The organism is Collinsella aerofaciens (assembly GCF_028206995.1).
GTDB lineage: Bacteria > Actinomycetota > Coriobacteriia > Coriobacteriales > Coriobacteriaceae > Collinsella > Collinsella aerofaciens_AQ.
Genome location: NZ_JAQLFL010000010.1, coordinates 1 through 20,066, shown reverse-complemented (window position 1 = coordinate 20,066; position 20,066 = coordinate 1). Strand labels below are relative to the sequence as shown.

The window sequence follows — 20,066 nt, the reverse complement described above, 5'->3', positions numbered from 1 at the left end:
GTTAGAAATTAAGCAATTTAACTGCTTAAAGCAATCAACGGCGTTTATCTGCTATCGATAATAATGCTCAAAAAATCGTCCGAGAAGTCGCAGTGCATTTTTTGATGCGTCGCACGTCAAGTGACTTGGCAAGTTCTTGGTTAGATATTGGTCAGTTTTGGGTCAACCTTACCAAAAGCTTGACGAATGCAAATCTAGACGTCGGCGAATGAACACTTTGAGCGAGACCGGTGCAAAATTCTGGGCTGATTCTCGATAATCGCCTTCAATCGCCCCTTGCCAAGCGCTAGCCTCGCTTACAATCTGCTCCGACATTCGCGCGCCGCCCGGCGCTTAAGAGGGGAGGGCCCCATGGCAAACGAGATCTGGACCATCAAGCGTTGTCTCGAGTGGACCAAGGAGTACCTGGCCGAACGCGGCGAGGAGCACCCCCGTCTTTCTGCCGAGTGGCTGCTGTGCGCCGCCACGGGCCTGGCACGCATTGACCTATATATGCGCATGGACGAGACGCTTAACGCGGCCCAGCTCGAGACCATGCATGCGGCCGTTGTCCGCCGCGCTAAGGGCGAGCCGCTGCAATACATCACGGGCAGCACGCAGTTTCGCATGATCGACGTCGCGTGCGCCCCCGGTGTGCTCATTCCGCGCCCCGAAACCGAGATGCTCGTCGAGGAAGTCCTCAATTATCTGGATGCCGAGGTGCTGAGCCCCGAGGCTGCTGCCCGTCAGCGTGTTGAGCTGCCTTGGAACGATGAGGTCGAGGAGGCACGCAAGGCCGAGGCGGCGCTGGCAGACGAACGCGCGACCGCCGAGCGCCGTGCCGCTAACCTGACGGCTGCCGATGAAGCGGCGCTAGGCGGCGACGTATTGGGCAGCCGTGCCTATGCCGAGGAGCTGGCCGACCGCGAGGCCGAGGAAGCCGCCGTGCAGGCAGCAGAAGCCGACACCGCGGAAGCCGTCGAGCCCGAGCTCGACGAATACGGCATCGCCATCGAGGGTGCCGGCCAGGAGACGGCTTCAGCTCAGGATGCCGCTTCGCCTGCCCCAGCCGAGCCCCGCATCGCCCGCGTTCTCGAGGTCGGCTGCGGCACGGGCTGCATCTCGCTCTCCCTTGCCTGGGAGCGCCGCGGCCACGTCACCTGTACCGCCACCGATATCGAGCCGCGCGCCATCGATCTGGCCACCAAAAACCGCGACGCGCTCGGCCTCACGGCAGATGATGTTGCCTTCAGCCTCACCAACCTGGTGAGCTCCATTCCCCACGACGAGTGGGGTACCTTCGACGTGCTCGTCTCCAATCCGCCTTACATCCCGACCGACGTCATGCGTTCGCTGCCGCACGAGGTCAAGGACTTTGAGCCCGACCTGGCGCTCGAGGGCGGCGCCGACGGCCTCGATATCTTCCGCCGCCTGCTCAATGCGGCGCCTTACATGCTGCGTGCCGGCGGCCTGTTTGCCTGCGAGCTCTACGAGGGTGCCCTCGATGCCGCGGCCGAGCTCTGTCGCCAGGCAGGCCTTTCGGACGTGCGTATCGTCCACGACCTCACCGATCGTCCCCGCATCGTTCGAGCCATCGTCACCGAGCCCAAGCAGCGCCAGTAATATTTATTAACTGGTTAGCAAAAATTATAAAATAGTTTATAATTAGGACGGCTGAAAGAGGTCGGCCCATGCAACCTCCTACCTTTCGGGAAATCATTGCCCTACTCAAGCACGATGGATTCGTGAAGGTCGCGCAAGTCGGTAGTCATGCTAAGTACGTTTCTGGTGACCGTGTTATCACCGTGAACGGCTCTGGTGGTGATCGACCAAAGAAGGGCACGTGGGCAAGTATTCGTCGCCAAGCTGGATGGTAGTTGGAGGCAAAATGAGGCAGCGATTTACCTATGACTGCGTTCTCATAAAAGAAGACGACGGTTACTGTGCTAGCTTCCCGCAGATTCCCGGCGCCTTTGCCGATGGTGATACGCGCGAAGAAGCGATTGCCCATGCCGCTGAGGCGCTGATGGCGTTTTTGGCCGACGACCTCAACAACGGTTTGACTCCGGCAGGGTACGAACGCTCGGCCGAGGTCGTGGCCCTTTCAGTCGAAATCGACCACGAGGACGCTCGGGAAGCGGCGTGCCGAACATTTAAAGACGCAGCGCTGGACCTCAAAGTCTCCGCTCCGCGGATTACCGCGCTGGTCAAAGCCGGAAAGCTCGATGTTGAACTCGTCGACGGCCGTCGGATGATAACGATAGACAGCATCGAGCGCTACGCCGCCCAAGAACGCCACGCCGGCAGGCCAAAGAAGTTCGTCGCAGTCCAATAACCCCCTCACTTTCACCGACTACTAGAGCCGCTCACCAAACCAACATGCGCTCTGGGCAAATAGGTTGAACGTTTCGTGCGAGAATGCCCCACAGTAAACAAACTTGCACCAGAGCGTAAGGGGCTGGCATACACATGCAGACGGTCTATCGGGTATACGAGGGAGCGCGCGAGCCGCATCGGCTTGCAGTCGAGCGCACGGCCGAGCTACTCGGTCGCGGCGGCCTGGCGCTTATTCCAACCGAGACGGTCTACGGTGTCGCCGTGGCGGTCAACGCCTTCTCGGATGCCGTTCCACAAGATACAAGTGAACCTCTGCCGTGGCCGCGCGATCCGCAGGCCACCGTCAACGGCGCCGCGGTCCCCGCACTCGGCACCGGCTATCGTCGTATCTTTACCCTCAAGCAGCGCGAGCTCACCCAAACGGTTGCCTGGCTGGTCGATGATGCCGAGGCACTCGACCGCTATGGCGTGGATATCCCTAACGAGGCCCGCGTGCTCGCCCGACGATGCTGGCCGGGCGCCCTGACTATCGTGGTTAAGGCGGCCCCCTGCGTGCCGACCTTTATGCGCGCCGCCGACGACACGGTGGCACTTCGCGCTTCGGCCTCGCCCGTGGTGCAGGCGCTCATCCGCGCCTGCGGCAGCCCTCTTGCCTGCACCAGCGCCAACACGCATGGCGCGCCCGCGCCGGCAAGTTTTGTCACGGTGGAGGAGCGCATCCTGGAGGGGGTCGATGTGGCCGTCGACGCCGGTGAGACCCCGTGTCGCGACGCCTCAACCATCGTGTCGTTTCAGCACGGCGAGCTCCAGATCCTGCGCCAAGGCGCGCTTCCCGCATCAGAGATCGAACGGGTCCTGTCCGACCCGATGCAATAGAAAGGTGTAAGCGATGTCGTTGAATCTAGGCAGCCTGGGCATGGAAGACGCCTCGTTTAGCTTTGGCGGTTCCTACATCATGGCGCTCGACTGCGGCACTACCTCGGTACTTGCGACCATCGTCGACGAGTACGGCTGCATCGTCGCCCAGGCGCGCCGTAGCGTCAAAACCAGCTTCCCGCGTCCCGGCTGGGTGGAGCAGGATCCCACGGAGGTGCTTGCCAGCCAGATCGGCGTGATGATGGAGGTCCAGTTTAAGAGCGGCATCCATTCTAACCGCATTGCCGCCATCGGTATCTCCAACCAGCGCGAGACCACGGTGGTGTGGGACCGCATAAGCGGCCAACCCATCTATAACGCCATCGTGTGGCAATGCCGTCGCACCGCACCTCTGATCGACGAGCTGGTCGAGCAGGGCGCAGAAGAGCTGGTGCGCTCCCGCACGGGACTCACGCTCGACCCGTATTTCTCGGCCTCCAAGGTGCAGTGGATTCTCGACAACGTCGACGGCGCACGCGAGAGCGCGGCGGCGGGCGACCTCATGTTTGGCACCATCGACACCTGGCTCATCTACAACCTCACCGGCGGCCAGGTCTTTGCTACCGACTACACCAATGCCAGCCGCACGGCACTCTTTAATATCCATACGCTCGATTGGGACGACGACCTGCTGGCACTCTTTGACGTTCCACGCTCCATGATGCCCGAGGTTCGCTGGAGCTCGGGCGACTACGGCCGCGTCGCGAGCGACATCATGACCAACATGCCGCCCATCATGGGCGTGGCGGGCGACCAGCAGGCGTCGCTGTTCGGCCACTGCTGTTTCCGTCCCGGCCAGACCAAAAACACCTATGGCACGGGCTGCTTTATGCTCATGAACACCGGCGACGAGATCGTCGAATCCAAGAATGGCCTGGTCTCCACCATCGGTATCGCTGCGGACGGCAAAGTCAGCTATGCGCTCGAGGGCTCTATTTTTGCCGCCGGCTCAACGATGAACTGGCTGCGCAACAACATGGGCATCATCTCGAGCGTGAGCGAGTCTGCGCAACTTGCCGCTTCGATCAACGACAACGAGGGCTGCTACTTCGTCCCCGCCTTCGCTGGCCTGGGCGCCCCCTGGTGGGACCCGCGTGCTCGCGGTATCGTGTGCGGCCTGACCGGTGCCTCGAGTCGCGCGACCATTGTGCGTGCGGCCTGCGAGTCCATGGCCTACCAGAGTTATGACGTGCTGCGCGCCATGGAGCAGGACGTGGGACTTTCGATTGAGCGCCTGTCCGTCGATGGCGGTGCCTCGCGCAACGAGTTCATCATGCAATTTCAGGCCGATCTGCTGGATATCCCCGTGCTGCAGTGCGAGACGGTGGAGACCACGGCGATCGGCGCCGCGTACTTGGCGGGCCTTGCCGTCGGCTATTGGGAGGACCTGGAGGAGCTGGAGCAAAACGCTCAGATCGTTAAGACCTTCCTTCCCCATATGTCCGCCGAGCGCCGCGAGCAAAACCTGGCGGGCTGGCATGATGCCGTCAAACGCTCGCTCAACACCGTACAGTAGGGCTGCGACGAGCTGCTCGATACAACAAACCGTTAAACTAATGCACGGCGCGCGGCAACAACATCGCCATGCGCCTTGTCAGCAAGGTCATTTTCCGGCCGCAACGAAAGGGGCAATCAACCCATGACCGTCACCTACGATACGTCCCGTGTGACCCTTGTCGATCACCCGCTCGTCCAGCACAAGCTGTCGATCCTGCGCGACAAGGAGACCGGCACCAACCAGTTCCGCCAGCTCGTGCGCGAGCTCGCACTTTTTGACGGCTACGAAGCCATGCGCGACCTGCCCATGGAAGACGTCGAGGTCGAGACCCCCATCACCACTGCCACGTTTAAGCAGCTTGCCGGCAAGAAGCTCGCCATCGTTCCCATCCTGCGCGCGGGTCTCGGCATGGTCGATGGCATCCTCGACTTGGTACCCTCCGCTCGCGTGGGCCACATCGGTATGGAGCGCGACGAGGTTACCCACGAGCCGCATGAGTATTACTGCAAGATGCCCAAGGATATCGACCAGCGCATCTGCCTGGTTGTCGACCCCATGCTCGCCACGGGCGGTTCGGCCGAGATGGCCATCAGCTACCTGCGCGAGCGCGGTGTCAAGGACATCCGCATGCTGTGCATCGTCGCCGCGCCCGAGGGCCTCAAGTCACTGACTGAAAAGGACCCCGACGTACATATTTATACGTGCGCCATCGACGACCATCTCAACGAGGCCGCCTACATCGTTCCCGGCCTGGGCGACGCCGGCGACCGCATCTACGGCACGCTGTAATCTCTGGGCCATACCGGCTAACGTCGAAAATACGAAGAAATGGTGCGCGCGGGCGAGCAAAAGACGTCCACGCGCACTCCTGTTAACGGACGTTTTGAGCTGAGGGGTTCGAAAAAACGTATTACCGTACCTGCGGCATAAAGAAGGCCTTAAGAAAACGTACAGGTGCGTATTAACCGTTTGTTTTACGGTTATACTTTAGCGATTGGCTCGTACAATAGTCACCAATGTTTGGCGGGAACTGTTCTGTGAGGCGTTAAAAAGGAAAGTGAGGACGCCAGTGTTTCAGATAGCCGATCTGCTCGCTATCGTTGCAGGCGCCATCGCGGGCGCAATTGCCTTCCTTCCCTTTGTCTTTACGCTCAAGCCGGTTCTTGACGATAAACAGAATGCAGACATGCTCAAGGGTATGGTGAGTCTGGCGGTCTCGGCAGTCGCCCTGCTCGTCTTTACCCTGGTTGTGTTTGCGTTGTTCGGAGAGGCATTTCGTATGTTCCTCCTGGGCGAGGCGATCGGCTTCGTGGCCTTTATGGCCGCCTGCACGGTTCGTGTCGCCAAGGCGCTGCGAGATCCTCATGAGGTCGAAAGGTAAGTCGTGGAAATTTTTGAAAAGCTGCCTGATGAGATTAATCATCTGGTCAGCGAGTTCAGCTCCACCCCTGTCGTGGGCGATCTGAGCTGCGGCATCACGCAGTACTCGTTTTGGCTGATCGTCTCCACGATCGTGCTCCTGATCGTCCTGGCCGTGTTCAAGAAGAAGCAGACTCTGGTTCCCAAGGGCTTCTTCGTCAACGGTTTCGAGTACATCATCGAGTACGTCGAGAACGATATCGGCAAGGGCGTCGTGGGTGAGAACTGGAAGAAGCACTTCCCGTTCCTGTGCTCGCTTTTCCTGTTCATCCTGATCAATAACATGATCGGCCTGATCCCGGGAATGAAGCCCGGCACCGGCGCAATCGGTTCCACCGCCGCGCTCGCCATTTTCGCCTTCGTGTACTTCATCTACTACGGATGCAAGGCTCACGGCGTGATCGGCTACATCAAGAGCCTCGCCCCGCAGGGCGTGAGCTTCCCGATGAACGTGCTCGTGTGGGTCGTCGAGCTTTTCTCGACCTTCCTGCGCCTCATCACGCTCGCCGTCCGTCTGTTCTGCAACATGTTCGCAGGACACGTGGTCATGGGCTCGTTCGCCATCATGGCGAGCATGTTCATGCAGCCGCTGCTTCAGCAGGTTTCCGCGGCCCACGCCGTCGGCGCCCTGCCTTCGCTGGCCTGGCTTGCCATCCTCATCCTGATCTATGCGATCGAGCTTGTGGTCGGCGCCATCCAGGCTTACGTCTTCACGGTCCTTACCGCCGTGTATGTCTCTGAGGCAGAGGAGGTCGCGGAGGAGGAGTAATCTTCCGTTCGTGCCTTAAAGGTAAGGCAATTCGTTAAACCGCCGGTGCCCGTACCCATGGAGCCCGGCAGTTATAAAAAGGTTATCCTGCGTGAAATAAGACACGCACGACAAAGGAGGAATCGTGGGAGTTATCGGTTACGGTCTCGGTGTTATCGGCGCTGGTCTTGCTATCGGCCTGTCTGCTCTGGGTGCTACGGGTGCTATGGCCCGTCAGCCTGAGGTCCAGGGCCGCGTGTTCACCGTCTTCATCATGGGCTCCGCTTTCGGCGAGGCTCTGGCTCTGATCGGCTTCGTTGTCGCGCTGATCGTTAAATAGCACGGAGCGTCAAGTATGAATCTTTCATCCCAGAAGAGCGCGATCGCACTCTCCGCGTCCGCGGCCGCGCTGCTCATGCCGGTTTCCGCGTTCGCCGAGGACGGCGCCGCCGGTGCGGACATCCTCATCCCTAAGATGGCGGAGTTCATCCCGGCGCTTATCGCCTTCCTGATTATCTGGATCGTGCTGGCCAAGGTCGCCCTGCCGGGCATCATGAAAACCATGGAGGAGCGCGGCAAGAAGATCGAGGAGAGCCTCGACGAGGCCGAGAAGACCAAGCAGGAGGCCATCGCCAAGCGCGCTGAGTCCGACTCGATCGTCACCGACGCCCGTCGTCAGGCTGCCGACATCGTTCTCGAGGCCCGTAAGGACGCCGAGTCCGAGCGCGCCCGTATCATCGAGGCTGCTCACAAGGAGGCCGAGGAGATCATCGCCAAGGCCCATACGACCGTCGAGGACGAGCGCAAGTCCATCTACGCCGGTGCCGCGAGCTCCATCGCCGACCTGTCCGTTGCCGTCGCCACCAAGATCGTGGGCGAGGCGCTCGAGGACGATGCCGAGCAGAAGAAGCTCATCGAGCGCTACATCCAGGAAGCAGGTAGCCTGAATGCCGACTAGCCGCTATCAGGACAAGGTGCTCGAGACCTACGCGCGCTCCCTTCTGGAAGCCGCTAAGGCCGAGAACCATGTGTTCGAGGACCTCGAGATGATCGAGCGCTTGGCTTCTGCCAGCCCCGAGATCATCGCCGTGCTCGACACCATGTCCAAGCGCGACCAGCTCGACCTTCTTCCCAAGGTGGCAGCTGCCTTTAAGTATGTTGCCGAGGAAGACGAGGATGTAGTGGGCGTGACCGTCACCACGGCGATCCCGCTCGACGACGAGCTGCGTCAAACCATCACTAAGAAATGCGAGCAGGACTTCGGCCGCAAGGTATTCCTTATCGAGCAGGTCGACCCGTCTATCGTGGGCGGCCTGGTGCTCGAGGCCCGCGGCGAGCGTCGTGACATTTCCGTCAAGACGCAGCTGCGCATCGCGCAGGAGACCCTCGCAAACTCTGCTAATTCGTACGGAGGTGAAGCCTAATGTCCGAAACCCTCAATGCCCAGGATATCGCCAAGAAACTGCAGGAGCAGCTCACGAGCCTCTCCGCGACGGTCGATACGCATGAGGTTTCAACGGTCGACGAGGTAGGCGACGGCATCGCGCGCGTCTCCGGCCTCAAGAGCGCCATGGCAGGCGAGCTTCTGGAGTTCAAGAGCTCCGATACCGGTGAGACCGTCTTCGGCCTTGCCCAGAACCTTGACCGTGACGAGGTCGGCGCCGTTCTGTTTGGTGCCGTCGACTCCATCAAGGAAGGCGACGAGTGCCGCACCACTGGCCGCATTATGGATATCCCCGTGAGCCGCGCCATGCTCGGCCGCGTCGTCAATCCGCTCGGCCAGCCTATCGACGGCCTGGGTGACATCGTCGCCACGCACCGTCGCCCCATCGAGTTCAAGGCCCCCGGCGTCATCGATCGTACCCCGGTGTGCGAGCCGGTTCAGACCGGCCTGTTGGCCATCGACTCCATGGTGCCTATTGGCCGCGGTCAGCGTGAGCTCATCATCGGCGACCGTAAGACCGGTAAGACCGCCATCGCCATCGACGCTATCCTCAACCAGCGCGGTAAGGGCATGGTCTGCATCTATGTCGCCATCGGCCAGAAGGCCTCCACGGTTGCCAACATCCGCGAGACCCTCGCTCAGCACGGTGCGCTCGACTACACCATTATCGTTTCGGCCACCGCTGCCGATTCCGCCCCTATGCAGTACATCGCGCCTATGGCCGGTGCCGCTATCGGCGAGTTCTTCATGTACAACGGTGAGGACGGCAAGCCCGCCAGCGAGACCAACCCCGGTGGCCACGTGCTCGTCATCTACGACGACCTGTCCAAGCAGGCCGTGGCCTACCGTCAGATGTCGCTGACGCTGCATCGTCCGCCCGGACGCGAGGCCTATCCTGGCGACATCTTCTACCTGCACTCTCGTCTGCTCGAGCGTGCAGTCAAGATGTCCAAGAAGAACGGTTACGGCTCCATGACGGCTCTTCCGATCATCGAGACCCAGGACGGCGACGTCTCGGCCTACATTCCGACCAACGTCATTTCCATTACCGATGGTCAGATCTACCTGCAGTCCGAGCTTTTCTTCCAGGGCCAGCGCCCGGCAGTCGACGTGGGCATTTCCGTGTCCCGCGTCGGTGGCGACGCACAGACCAAGGCCATGAAGCAGGTCGCCGGCAACCTCCGTCTGGACCTTGCTTCGTACCAGGAGCTCGCCGGCTTCACACAGTTCGGCTCCGACCTCGACGAGGCCACGCAAAAGCAGCTTACCCACGGCGCTCGCATGACTGAGCTCCTTAAGCAGCCGCGCTACAAGCCGTTTGAGGTTGGCGAGCAGATCGTTACGCTGTTCGCTGGCAACGAGGGCTTCCTGGATGACCTGGAGATTGCCGACGTGCTGCCTTTCCGTGCCGAGCTCATCGAGTACATGGACAATGGCTTTGGCTCGCTGCTCGACAAGGTTCGCGCCAAGAAGATCGATGATGACACCAAGGCTGAGCTCTTGCGCGTCATCGGCGACTTCAAGCAGCAGTTCATGGCCAAGCACCATTCGGATGTTTCTGGATCAGAGGAGAACTAAGCCCCATGGCCAACCTTCGCGACATTAAGAAGCGAATCTCCTCGGTTACCACGACCAAGCAGATCACGCGCACGATGGAGATGGTCTCTACGGCCAAGATCCGTCGTGCTCTCGATCGCTCCAAGCAGGCCGAGCCCTATAAGGAGGCGCTGACCGACGTCATGTTGACGGTCGCCGGCGACGCCTCCTGTTCGGGCACCGATCCCATGCTGCAGAAGCATGAGAGCGTCAAGCATGGCCTGATTGTCGTTATTGCCTCGGACCGCGGCCTTGCCGGCGGTTTCAATACGACGGTGGAGCGCACGGCCGAAAAGCTCGCCGCTTCTTGGGCGAACGACGGCATCGAGTGCGAGATCATCGCGTGTGGGCGCAAACCGGCCACGTATTTCCGTGACCGCGAAAACGTCGTCATGCACTTTGAGGGCAACTCCTCTGAGCCCGATTTCAATCAGGCCCGCATGATCTCCTCTCATATCTGCGATGCGTATCGTGCCGGTGAGCTTGACCGTGTCGAGCTTGTCTACCACCACGCCAAGAACCGCGTGGATCAGGAGCTTCGCGTCGAGCATCTGTTGCCGCTCGACCCCGAGATGATCGCTATGGCCCACGGTCCGCGTAAGAACGAGACCGACGCCCCTAAGCGCATCTCGTCCACGTTCGAGTTCGTGCCCTCTCCCGAGCATGTTCTCGGCAAGCTTGTGCCGTCTTATATCCTGACGGTCATCTACCAGGCCCTGATCGATTCGGCGGCTGCCGAGCAGGGTGCACGCCGCAAGGCCATGCACTCCGCGACGGAAAACGCCACCGCGATCATCTCGACCCTTACCCGCACGTATAGTCGCGTGCGCCAGGCTTCGATCACGACCGAGATTAACGAGATCGTCGGCGGAGCCTCAGCATTGGAGGAACAGTAATGGCTAATAACACCGTAAAGCTTGCGGTCGAGGAAGCCACCAAGAAGACGACTGCCGGTGATGGTCGCATCGTGCGAATCATCGGCCCTGTCGTCGACGTCAAGTTTGACGGCGCGGTGCCCCCGATCTACAACGCGCTCACGGTCGAGGCCGAGACCCCGATCGGTCACCTGAGCACGATCCTCGAGGTCGAGAGCCAGCTTCCGGGCGGCGTCGTCCGCACGGTCGCCATGTCCTCGACCGACGGCCTGCAGCGCGGCCTCATCGCCACCGATACCGGTGAGCCCATGAAGATGCCCGTTGGTCCCAAGACGCTCGGCCGCATTTGGAACGTCATGGGCAAGCCCGTCGACGGCAAGCCCATGCCCGAGGTGGAGGAGTTCTACCCCATCCACCATGCAGCGCCCCGTTTCGACGAGCTCACCACCAAGACCGAGATCTTCGAGACCGGCATCAAGGCTGTCGACCTGCTCGAGCCCTACATCCGTGGCGGCAAGACGGGCCTGTTCGGCGGCGCCGGCGTCGGCAAGACCGTTCTGATTCAGGAGCTCATCAACAACCTCGCCCAGGAGCACGGCGGCACCTCGGTGTTCACCGGCGTCGGCGAGCGTACTCGCGAGGGCACCGACCTGTTCCTCGAGATGAGCGAGTCTGGCGTTATCGACAAGACCTGCTTGGTCTATGGTCAGATGAACGAGCCGCCCGGAGCGCGTCTGCGCATCGGTCTGGCCGGCCTTACTACCGCTGAGTATTTCCGTGATCGTGGCCAGGACGTTCTGCTGTTCATCGACAACATCTTCCGCTTCTCCCAGGCAGGTTCCGAGGTTTCCGCACTGCTGGGCCGTATGCCGTCCGCCGTTGGTTACCAGCCCACGCTGGCAACCGAGATGGGCGACCTCCAGGAGCGCATTACCTCGACCAAGACGGGCTCCATTACCTCCGTCCAGGCTGTCTACGTCCCCGCAGACGACCTGACCGACCCGGCGCCTGCCACAACGTTTACGCACCTCGACGCCACCACGGTTCTTTCGCGTAGCATTTCGTCGCTCGGCCTGTTCCCGGCTATCGACCCGCTCGCATCTTCCTCCGACGCTCTCGATCCCTCGATCGTCGGCGAGGAGCACTACCGTGTCGCCGTCAAGGTCCAGGAGCTCCTGCAGGAGTACTCCGACCTTCAGGACATCATCGCCATTCTGGGTATGGATGAGCTGTCCGAGGAGCAGCGCCTTACGGTCAACCGTGCCCGTAAGATTCAGCAGTTCCTCTCGCAGTCCTTCCACGTCGCCGAGAAGTTCACCGGCAACCCCGGTGTCTACGTCCGCGTCGAGGATACCGTCCGCTCTTTCGCCGAGATTGTCGACGGCAAGGCCGATGACCTGCCCGAGCAGGCTTTCCGCTATGCTTCCACGATTGAGGACGTGCGCGAGCGCGCCCGCAAGATGGGGGAGAAGTAGGTTATGCGTATCCGCATCGTGTGCCCCGTGAGCTGCGCCTATGAGGGCGACGCTGCGTTTGTGTCGATTCCGTCCACGGATGGCGAGTTTGGCGTTCTGCCTGCTCACTCCAGCGAGATCTGCACGATCGACCGCGGTTACGTTCGCGTTTCCGATAAGGCCATGGGCACTGTCGACCACACGTTTGCCGTGGCCGGCGGCTATGCCCAGGTTGCGGACGATGTCGTGACCGTTCTCGCCGAGCGCGCTTGCGATTTGGCGACCGTCGATGCCGACAAGCTTAAAGCTGATATTCAAGGTTTTGAAGAGAAGCTGGGTAATTTGTCGGAGGATGATGCACGCCGCGCCTACCTCTATAATGAAATCGCATGGTGTAAGCTCAAGCTTGCCCAATAGTCAAACGATTTAGCGTTCGACCATTTGCGAACACATCATGCCCGGGATGGCTCAGCCATCCCGGGCATGCTTTTTGAAAGGGTAGACCTTGGATATTATCCGCGTTGAGGGTGGCCGCGCCATCGGAGGCTCCGTGCCCGTTTCGGGCGCCAAGAACTCCGCACTCAAACTCATGGCGGCAACGCTTCTGGCGCCGGGCAAGACGACGCTGCAGAACGTGCCCGATATTTCCGATGTCCACGTGATGGGCAAGGTGCTCAAGGGCATGGGCGCTACGATCGATGTTCTCGACGAGCACACGCTCGAGATTGATACCTCTCAGGTCGATTCTTGGGAGGCCCCCTACGAGCTCGTCGCCAAGATGCGTGCTTCCACCGCCGTGATGGGACCCCTGCTGGGCCGCTTCCATCGCGCCAAGATCGCCATGCCGGGCGGCTGCAACCTGGGTGCTCGCAAGATCGATATGCACATTCTTGGTCTCGAGGCCCTGGGCGTAGAGTTCGATACCGCCCACGGCTACATCAACGCTAATGCGCCCCAAGGTCTGCGCGGTACCACCGTTACGCTCGAGTTCGCCAGCGTCGGTGCGACCGAGAACCTCATCATGGCATCCGTGCGCGCGCAGGGCACCACGGTTATCGACAATGCCGCCCGCGAGCCCGAGATCGTCGATCTCGCCAACATGCTCAACGAGATGGGCGCCAAGATTGTTGGCGCCGGTACGCCTGTCGTGACCATCGAGGGCGTGGAAGAACTGCATCCTGTTACCCATCGCGTAGTGGGCGACCGCATCGAGGCCGGTACCTTTATCGTTGCCGGTGCGTTGATGGCCGACGATCGTGGTGTCGATGTCACGGGCTTTTGCCCCATTCACTTGGGCATGGTGCTCAAGAAGATGGAGCTCATGGGTATCGACTGCGAGCGCGTCGAGGATGGCGTCCATGTGAACCGTGCCGAGCGTATCAAGCCGGTCGACATCCAAACGCTTCCGTTCCCCGGCTTCCCGACGGACATGCAGGCGCAGATTATGGTGCTCTCCGCTCTCGCCGACGGCAGTTCCGTTATTACCGAGAACATCTTCGAGAATCGCTTTATGTTTGCCTCTGAGCTGGTGCGCATGGGTGCCGACATTCGTATCGAGAGCCATCATGCCATGATTCATGGCGTCAAGGGTTTCTCGGGTGCACAGGTTACCTCGCCCGATCTGCGTGGCGGAGCGGCCCTCGTCGTAGCGGGCTTGATCGCCGACGGGACGACCGAGGTTTCGGCTATCCATCACATCAAGCGCGGCTACGAGCAGTTTGTCGAAAAGCTGCAGGCGCTCGGCGCGCATGTCGAGCATGCTACCGTCCCCGATCCCGTCATCTACTAATACAGGTTGCCTATGTTTAATAAAAAGCCCCTCGCGGATACCACCGCCCGAAGACCCTCAACTGGTGCGCAGGCCAAGATCTACAGTCGCGATAACGTGGCTCGCTATTCCGAGCGCGCTCGTCAACGTCGTCGTAGCCACACGATTCGTCACGTCGCGCTCATTGTCGTGCTTGGTGTGCTGCTGAGTGCCACTACCGCTGCCGGCCTGTGGTTTGCCACCATTATGGGCAAGCTCGGCGATTCTAATGTCATTACCGACAATCTGCGTCGGGTTCTGGTTGACACCGATGAGGCAAAGGATCCGTTCTACGTGCTGCTTCTTGGCACCGACGGCCGTCCGGGCGAGGATACGTATCGTGCCGACTCGATTATCCTGGCACGCATCGACCCCACGCAAAAGCAGGCGACGCTCATTTCCGTTCCGCGCGACACCAAGGTCGAGTACAAGGGCGAGACCATGAAGATCAACGCCTGCCATACCGTTGGCGGCGCCGAGGCCATGGTCGAGGCGGTCAACGAGCTGTGCGGTGTTCAGATTTCCCACTATGCCGAGGTCAGCTTCGACGGTATGCAGGCGCTGATTGATTCGGTTGGCGGTATCGACATTAACGCAACCGATGATGTTGACGACCCCGAGCACCTGGATATTAAGATTACCGCTGGCCAGCAGCATATGGACGGTGCCACCGCCCTTACCTATGCCCGCTGCCGCTACACCTATGCCGACGGCGATTACACACGCATGCGCCACCAGCGTCAGGTGCTTGGCGCCCTTGCCAACCAGATTCTCAATAACTTCGATGCCACGAAGATTTTTGGCCTGGTTAATTCGCTGTCCGATATGCTCGTAACCGATATGAGCGTTCAGAATATCGTGGCTACGGTCAACGCCATGCGCGGTATGGATGTCGACGGTATCTACTCGGCCAACCTGCCCTCGTACGCCGACGACAGCACCATGATCGACGGTGTGAGCTACGTCTTTGTCTACGAGGACGAGCTCAAGGAAATGATGGAGCGCGTCGATGCCGGCAAGGATCCCAAGGGTCCCAACACCATGGGTCTTTCCGACGGTTCCAGCTCTACAATCGACGACCTGAACAACAACACGTCTGACGACTACGCAAACGGTACCGCAACCTCATCGGTCAGCTCTGACGATTCCGATGACTCAAGCGATTCGAGCGATTCGGACTACTACGAAGAGCCCACCGGCGACGGCAACGGCTACGAAGCCAACTACTAAGTTACGCGGTTTTACCAAACGCCGTAACGGCTCGACGCTGCGCGCCGCCCAAGGCGACAATTTGTCATTCAAAAGGCAGGGCATGACCAGAAGGTCAATGCCCTGCCTTTTTCATGCCAACTTGTTCGCCTTGGACGTCGCTCGCTGACGTTGGCTCAACCTGCGGTGCTGACTACTCCCCTTGCACCAAAAACCGCCCCGTTCTCGGTTTTGAGGACGGGGCGGTTTTGCTTACCTGGATTGTTCGAGTTCCCTATGCAAAGCGGGCGACGAGCTCCTGGAGCACGTCGGTCATCTTGACGAGCGAACTAACCGGGACGAACTCGTTGACGCCGTGGTAGCAATAGCCGCCGGTGGAAAGGTTGGGGCAGGGCAGACCGCGGAACGACAGCTGGGCGCCGTCGGTGCCGCCGCGAATCGGCAGCACTTGGGGCTCAACGCCGCAGGCAAGGTAGGCTTCCTTGGCAACATCAATAAGCTCGGGATAGTCACGAACGATCTCGGCCATATTTCGATACTGCTGCTTAATCTCGACCGTCACGCGCTCCTCACCCAGACGCTGGTTGAGGAGCGAGGCGGCGGCATCAATAAGGTCGAGTTTCTGCTGGAACTTGGCGGCGTCATGGTCGCGGACGATATAGCGCGCTGTGGCGTGATCGACGGTCGCAGATACACCCTCAAGGTGATAAAAGCCCTCGTAGCCTTCCGTATACTCCGGGCGCTGCACGTAGGGGAGCAACGCGTTGAAGTCGCAGAACAGATTGCCTGCGTTGACCATACGGCCCTTAGCGTCGCCCGGGTGGATGGACTGGCCCTCAAAGCGGACGGTCGCCTCGGCGGCGTTAAAGCACTCCCACTCCAGCTCGCCGATGGGGCCGCCGTCGACCGTGTAGGCGTACTTGCAGCCAAAGGTATCGATATCCAACAGCTCGGCTCCGTGGCCGATTTCCTCGTCAGGGCAGAAGCAAATGCCGAGTGCGGGATGGGGCAGAGAAGGGTCCTGAGCGATACGCGCGACAAGCGACATGATCTCGGCGACGCCTGCCTTGTCGTCCGCGCCCAGCAGCGTGGTACCATCGCTGCAGACCAGGTCCTCACCCGCGAGGTCATTCAGGGCGGAAAGCTTGGCGGTACTCATGGCAACGGGCTTTCCGTCAACCGTGCCGCAGACCAGGTCGCCGCCTTCGTAGTGTACGATATGCGGCTTCACGCCGGCGCCCGGTGCAACTTCGGTGGTGTCGAGATGGGCGATCAGGCCCAGGGCGGGCTTGTCCTCAGCGCCCGCACTTGCGGGGATATGCGCGCAGACATAGGCGTGCTCGGTCACGTGGGCATCTTCCGCACCAAGCTCGCGCAGCTCTTCAGCCAGCACGTTGGCAAGGTCAAACTGAACGGCGCTCGAGGGTACCTGGTCGCAGTTTGCATCCTCGGACTGCGTGTTGATCTGGACGTAGCGCAAAAAGCGCTCGAGGACATCGGGGCTCGTGGTGGTGTTTTCCATAAAGACCGCTCCAATCTTGGTCGTCGTGTGCAACAAGAACTCTAGCACGGTATGCCACGGCATGCCACGACGCTTGGATGGGGTAGAATCAGCCATTGAATGCAGAAGGGACGGAAGATCATGGATACGACAAATAGCTCGCGCGAACTACATCTGACGGTGGCGAACGAAGACTACTTGGAGTGCATGGTTCGCATTGAAAGCGAAGAGGGGGAAACCAACGGCGTGCGATCGGTCGACATCGCGCAGCGCCTTGGCGTCTCCAAGGCATCGGTCAATAAAGCGGTTTCGGCGCTCAAGGCATCCGAGCTTGTCGAGCAATCGCACTACGGCAAGGTGATCCTGACCGATCGCGGCCGCGAGGTTGGCACGGCTATCTGGTACCGTCATCGCCTCATCCGCACGTTTTTGGTTCAGGAGCTCGGTGTCGAATTTGAGCGAGCCGATTCCGAGGCCTGCATGATGGAGCATGCGCTATCCGAGGACACGATGAGCCGCTGGCTCGCCTATCTCGAAAAGCAGGGAATCAGCGTCGAGGAATAGCGGGATATATATGGATACGAGTTATTACAACCGCTTTGGTGCCGAGGAACTTACGCGCCGCTTGTCGAGCGAGACCTTGTTGGCGCAGGGCCCCATGGGCAGTGTTCTGTTGAGTGAGTACGATGCCGCCGACATTCCACCGGCGTTTTGGAATCTGGCAGAGCCGCAGACCGTTTCTCGTATCCATCGCTTGTATGTCGCCGCCGGCGCGCAGGTGCTCATTACCAACACCTTTCAGGCATCGAGCTATGCCCTCAAGCACGACCAGATTGCGCCGTCCGTGGCGGAGGTCAATCGCGGGGCCGTCGACGATGCCCGCCAGGCGCACCCTCAGCTGCTGCTGGGCTCGATGGGCCCGATCGGTATTGAGTGGTTTGCCGAGGACTCTGCCGAGTATCGTGAAATCCGAGGCATTGCGCGCGAACAGGCGCACGTCTTGCTCAATGCCGGCGTTGACGGTCTGCTGATCGAGACGGTGACTTCTATCCGTAATTTGCAGCCCATGCTTGCCGGCGCCCGAGATGCCGCCGACGGCATGCCTGTTCTGGTGAGTTTTGTCGTTGACGATAAAGGCGACCTGTTGGGCGATGGCCTCAACATCGAGGCAGCCGTTTTGCACGCCGAAAAACACGGCGCAAACTCGGTTGGTGTTAATTGCTGTTCGCTTGCGGCCGCGAACGCGGCGGTGCCCAGGATGGTTGCATCGGCGACTACTCCCGTCACGGTGCGTCCCAACGTAGGCGATCCGGTCCAGACTCAGGATGGCCCCGTATGGCACGAGAACCCCGAAGCTTTCGCGCGCGCATGCATCGAATGGGGACATGCCGGTGCCGCAATGGTGGGCAGTTGCTGTGGAACCACGGCAATCACTACGGCCGCGATGGCCGAGGCGCTCGATATATAAAGGGCAAACCGCTCCATACGGGGCGGTTTTTTTTATTGCTTGCATGTCCTCGGCAGCATTTGCCCAAATGGTGAATGCTGGTGCCGGCAGGTTGCCGAGTGCATGTTGCGGGTATACCCCATGCGTACCATGATCCAAACACTGTGAGGTGTCTGCGCGTGTGCGCGATAATTCATTTTGGAACTGACGGTTGGCGCGCTCGCGTCGATGAGGACTTCACTGCCGATAACGTTGCCCGTATCGCCGATGCCGTCGGCGAGTTGTGGCAAAAGACCAATCCGGGCAAAACGGTATATATAGGGTTCGACACCCGGCCCCTGGCGCGCGAGTTCGCTGAGCTTGCGGCGGGCGTGCTAGCAGCGCACGGGCTAGACGCCGTGCTCGCTTCGCGACCTGTCCCGACCCCTGCCCTTACGTGGGCGGCGGCTTATGACGGTGAAGCGTGCGGCGCGCTCATGGTGACGGGGTCCCATCATCCGCAGGGCTATCTGTGCCTCAAGATTCGCATGGGTGACGGCTCGACCGCCAACCAGGATGTCATCGAAGAGCTCGAAGAGACTATGGCTCCCGAGCCAATGGGGATCGAGGGGCAATATCGCACCGCGGATATCATTCCTGACTATATGCAGGCGGTGGCATCGTTTGTCGATGCCGAAGCCATCCGCGCCGCGCACCTGCGCGTGGTTGTCGATCCCATGGGCGGCGCAGCCCAGGGCTATCTAGCCGACTTGCTGCGCGAGCTTGGCGTTGAGGTGCACGAGATTCACGCCGGGCAGGCGTCTGACCAAGAAGATATCTGCCCCGACCCCGTTGAACCGTGGGTGGACGCTTGCGAGCGCACGGTTATCGAGGACGGAGCTTGCGCTGGCCTGGTGACCGACGGCGACGCCGACCGTATCGGCGCGGTTGACGAGCGCGGCAGATATATACATCCGCATCAGATCATGGCGCTCGTTTTGGGCGACTTGGTTCAATTTCGTAATTTGGAGGGGCGCGTCGTCGTCAATCTTTCATGCTCGACGCTCGTGCGTCGCATTGCCGAGACGCTTGGCTGCCGCGTGACCGTCAAACCAGTCGGTTTCAAATATATAGCGGCGGAGATGAAGAAGGGCGGCGTCCTCATGGGCGGCGAAGAAGCCGGTGGTATCGGCATCGCCGCGCATATGCCCGAGCGCGATGGAATCCTCGCCTGTCTGATTCTGTGTGAGCTTATGGCAAAGACGGACGCGCCTTTGGGCGTTCTGGTCGACCAACTCGAGGACAGTTTTGGTAAGACGAGTTACGGTCGACGCGATTTGCGCCTTGAGGCCGAAGATGCCGAAACGTTACGAACCCTGCTGCCGGGCGTAAACCCCAAGTCGATTTGTGGCAAGGTGCCGCAAAACGTTAGTCATATGGATGGCTTGCGTTTGGCATTCGAGGATGACACGTGGCTGCTGGTCCGTCCTAGCGGGACCGAACCGGTGGTGCGCGTCTACGCCGAGGGGTTCTCGGTGGAAGAACGTGACGAGTTGCTCGATGCTGGCTGTGCTTTAGCTAGGGGAACGTATCCGCTTTAACCATGAGACTGCCTTATATAAAGAGATGCTCGGCGAGCGGTAGGTAACGGCTGGCAAACGTTAGTCGGATTCCAATATGTGTGGGAAATGTGTACGCCCAGATTCCCGCCCCCGGGGCCCCTCCGGTCTGGCAATATATCTCCTTGCCGCGCGGCCCGGTCGGACCGGATGAGCCGCAAAGCGTGCACCTTGAGAACCGGATACTGCGAGGATGGACACACCAGATGTGTCGCATCCGGGCAGACATCGAACCATTT

General features: G+C 60.3%; 21 protein-coding genes. 20 read left to right on the top strand and 1 reads right to left on the bottom strand.

From position 1 onward, the window contains the following. Positions 1-351 precede the first annotated feature (351 nt). From PMX60_RS07875 to PMX60_RS07800, 17 genes are all read left to right on the top strand, one after another. Positions 352-1,602, top strand: a complete 1,251-nt coding sequence (locus PMX60_RS07875) for a N5-glutamine methyltransferase family protein (RefSeq protein WP_271747469.1) — start codon at positions 352-354, stop codon at positions 1,600-1,602. A 68-nt stretch (positions 1,603-1,670) separates the two neighbouring features. Beyond that, positions 1,671-1,856 carry a type II toxin-antitoxin system HicA family toxin gene (locus PMX60_RS10245; RefSeq protein WP_416377929.1) on the top strand — a complete coding sequence of 62 codons (186 nt, stop codon included), beginning with the start codon at positions 1,671-1,673 and terminating at the stop codon, positions 1,854-1,856. Further along, positions 1,823-2,314, top strand: a complete 492-nt coding sequence (locus tag PMX60_RS07870; RefSeq protein WP_271747468.1) for a type II toxin-antitoxin system HicB family antitoxin — start codon at positions 1,823-1,825, stop codon at positions 2,312-2,314. The genes PMX60_RS10245 and PMX60_RS07870 overlap by 34 nt, the downstream gene beginning before the upstream one ends. A 134-nt stretch (positions 2,315-2,448) precedes the next feature. Beyond that, positions 2,449-3,192 (top strand): L-threonylcarbamoyladenylate synthase, encoded by a 744-nt coding sequence (locus PMX60_RS07865; RefSeq protein ID WP_195568705.1) that lies wholly within the window; start codon positions 2,449-2,451, stop codon positions 3,190-3,192. Positions 3,193-3,205: 13 nt separating this feature from the next. Next, on the top strand, positions 3,206-4,747 hold the full coding sequence (glpK, locus tag PMX60_RS07860) for a glycerol kinase GlpK (protein WP_271747467.1): 1,542 nt from the start codon (positions 3,206-3,208) through the stop codon (positions 4,745-4,747). A 123-nt stretch (positions 4,748-4,870) separates the two neighbouring features. Continuing rightward, positions 4,871-5,518 (top strand): uracil phosphoribosyltransferase, encoded by a 648-nt coding sequence (gene upp, locus PMX60_RS07855; protein ID WP_118328835.1) that lies wholly within the window; start codon positions 4,871-4,873, stop codon positions 5,516-5,518. Positions 5,519-5,798: 280 nt separating this feature from the next. Next, on the top strand, positions 5,799-6,110 hold the full coding sequence (locus tag PMX60_RS07850) for a hypothetical protein (protein ID WP_118376864.1): 312 nt from the start codon (positions 5,799-5,801) through the stop codon (positions 6,108-6,110). Between the two features lie 3 nt (positions 6,111-6,113). After that, on the top strand, positions 6,114-6,917 hold the full coding sequence (atpB, locus tag PMX60_RS07845) for a F0F1 ATP synthase subunit A (protein ID WP_022094263.1): 804 nt from the start codon (positions 6,114-6,116) through the stop codon (positions 6,915-6,917). A 124-nt stretch (positions 6,918-7,041) separates the two neighbouring features. Continuing rightward, positions 7,042-7,236, top strand: coding sequence for an ATP synthase subunit c family protein (locus tag PMX60_RS07840; RefSeq protein ID WP_022094262.1), 195 nt, complete (start codon positions 7,042-7,044; stop codon positions 7,234-7,236). Between the two features lie 15 nt (positions 7,237-7,251). Then, positions 7,252-7,854, top strand: coding sequence for a F0F1 ATP synthase subunit B (gene atpF / locus PMX60_RS07835; RefSeq protein ID WP_006235712.1), 603 nt, complete (start codon positions 7,252-7,254; stop codon positions 7,852-7,854). After that, positions 7,844-8,320: a F0F1 ATP synthase subunit delta gene (locus PMX60_RS07830; protein ID WP_006235713.1), complete on the top strand. Its 477-nt coding sequence runs from the start codon at positions 7,844-7,846 to the stop codon at positions 8,318-8,320. The genes atpF and PMX60_RS07830 overlap by 11 nt, the downstream gene beginning before the upstream one ends. After that, on the top strand, positions 8,320-9,918 hold the full coding sequence (atpA, locus tag PMX60_RS07825) for a F0F1 ATP synthase subunit alpha (protein ID WP_035138794.1): 1,599 nt from the start codon (positions 8,320-8,322) through the stop codon (positions 9,916-9,918). Before PMX60_RS07830 ends, atpA begins: the two co-directional genes overlap by 1 nt. Positions 9,919-9,923: 5 nt before the next feature. After that, entirely contained in the window at positions 9,924-10,832 is a 909-nt protein-coding gene (gene atpG, locus PMX60_RS07820) for an ATP synthase F1 subunit gamma (protein WP_055310126.1), read from the top strand. Further along, positions 10,832-12,286 carry a F0F1 ATP synthase subunit beta gene (gene atpD, locus PMX60_RS07815; protein ID WP_006235717.1) on the top strand — a complete coding sequence of 485 codons (1,455 nt, stop codon included), beginning with the start codon at positions 10,832-10,834 and terminating at the stop codon, positions 12,284-12,286. Before atpG ends, atpD begins: the two co-directional genes overlap by 1 nt. 3 nt (positions 12,287-12,289) lie before the next feature. After that, complete coding sequence (gene atpC / locus PMX60_RS07810; protein WP_006235718.1) at positions 12,290-12,682, top strand: ATP synthase F1 subunit epsilon; 393 nt, start codon at positions 12,290-12,292, stop codon at positions 12,680-12,682. An 88-nt stretch (positions 12,683-12,770) separates the two neighbouring features. Then, positions 12,771-14,054: a UDP-N-acetylglucosamine 1-carboxyvinyltransferase gene (gene murA, locus PMX60_RS07805; RefSeq protein ID WP_271747466.1), complete on the top strand. Its 1,284-nt coding sequence runs from the start codon at positions 12,771-12,773 to the stop codon at positions 14,052-14,054. A 12-nt stretch (positions 14,055-14,066) separates the two neighbouring features. Continuing rightward, a complete protein-coding gene (locus tag PMX60_RS07800; protein ID WP_271747465.1) occupies positions 14,067-15,302 on the top strand; it encodes an LCP family protein in 1,236 nt (411 codons plus the stop codon). A 253-nt stretch (positions 15,303-15,555) separates the two neighbouring features. Here the strand turns inward: PMX60_RS07800 and pepT are convergent, their stop codons facing one another. After that, positions 15,556-16,803, bottom strand: coding sequence for a peptidase T (pepT, locus tag PMX60_RS07795; protein ID WP_271747464.1), 1,248 nt, complete (start codon positions 16,801-16,803; stop codon positions 15,556-15,558). 120 nt (positions 16,804-16,923) lie between these two features. Between pepT and PMX60_RS07790 the strand changes: the two genes are divergently transcribed. From PMX60_RS07790 to PMX60_RS07780, 3 genes are all read left to right on the top strand, one after another. Then, complete coding sequence (locus tag PMX60_RS07790; protein WP_040359600.1) at positions 16,924-17,346, top strand: metal-dependent transcriptional regulator; 423 nt, start codon at positions 16,924-16,926, stop codon at positions 17,344-17,346. A 10-nt stretch (positions 17,347-17,356) separates the two neighbouring features. Next, positions 17,357-18,250: a homocysteine S-methyltransferase family protein gene (locus PMX60_RS07785; protein ID WP_271747463.1), complete on the top strand. Its 894-nt coding sequence runs from the start codon at positions 17,357-17,359 to the stop codon at positions 18,248-18,250. A 158-nt stretch (positions 18,251-18,408) separates the two neighbouring features. After that, on the top strand, positions 18,409-19,809 hold the full coding sequence (locus PMX60_RS07780) for a phosphoglucomutase/phosphomannomutase family protein (RefSeq protein WP_271747462.1): 1,401 nt from the start codon (positions 18,409-18,411) through the stop codon (positions 19,807-19,809). Positions 19,810-20,066: the final 257 nt, after the last annotated feature.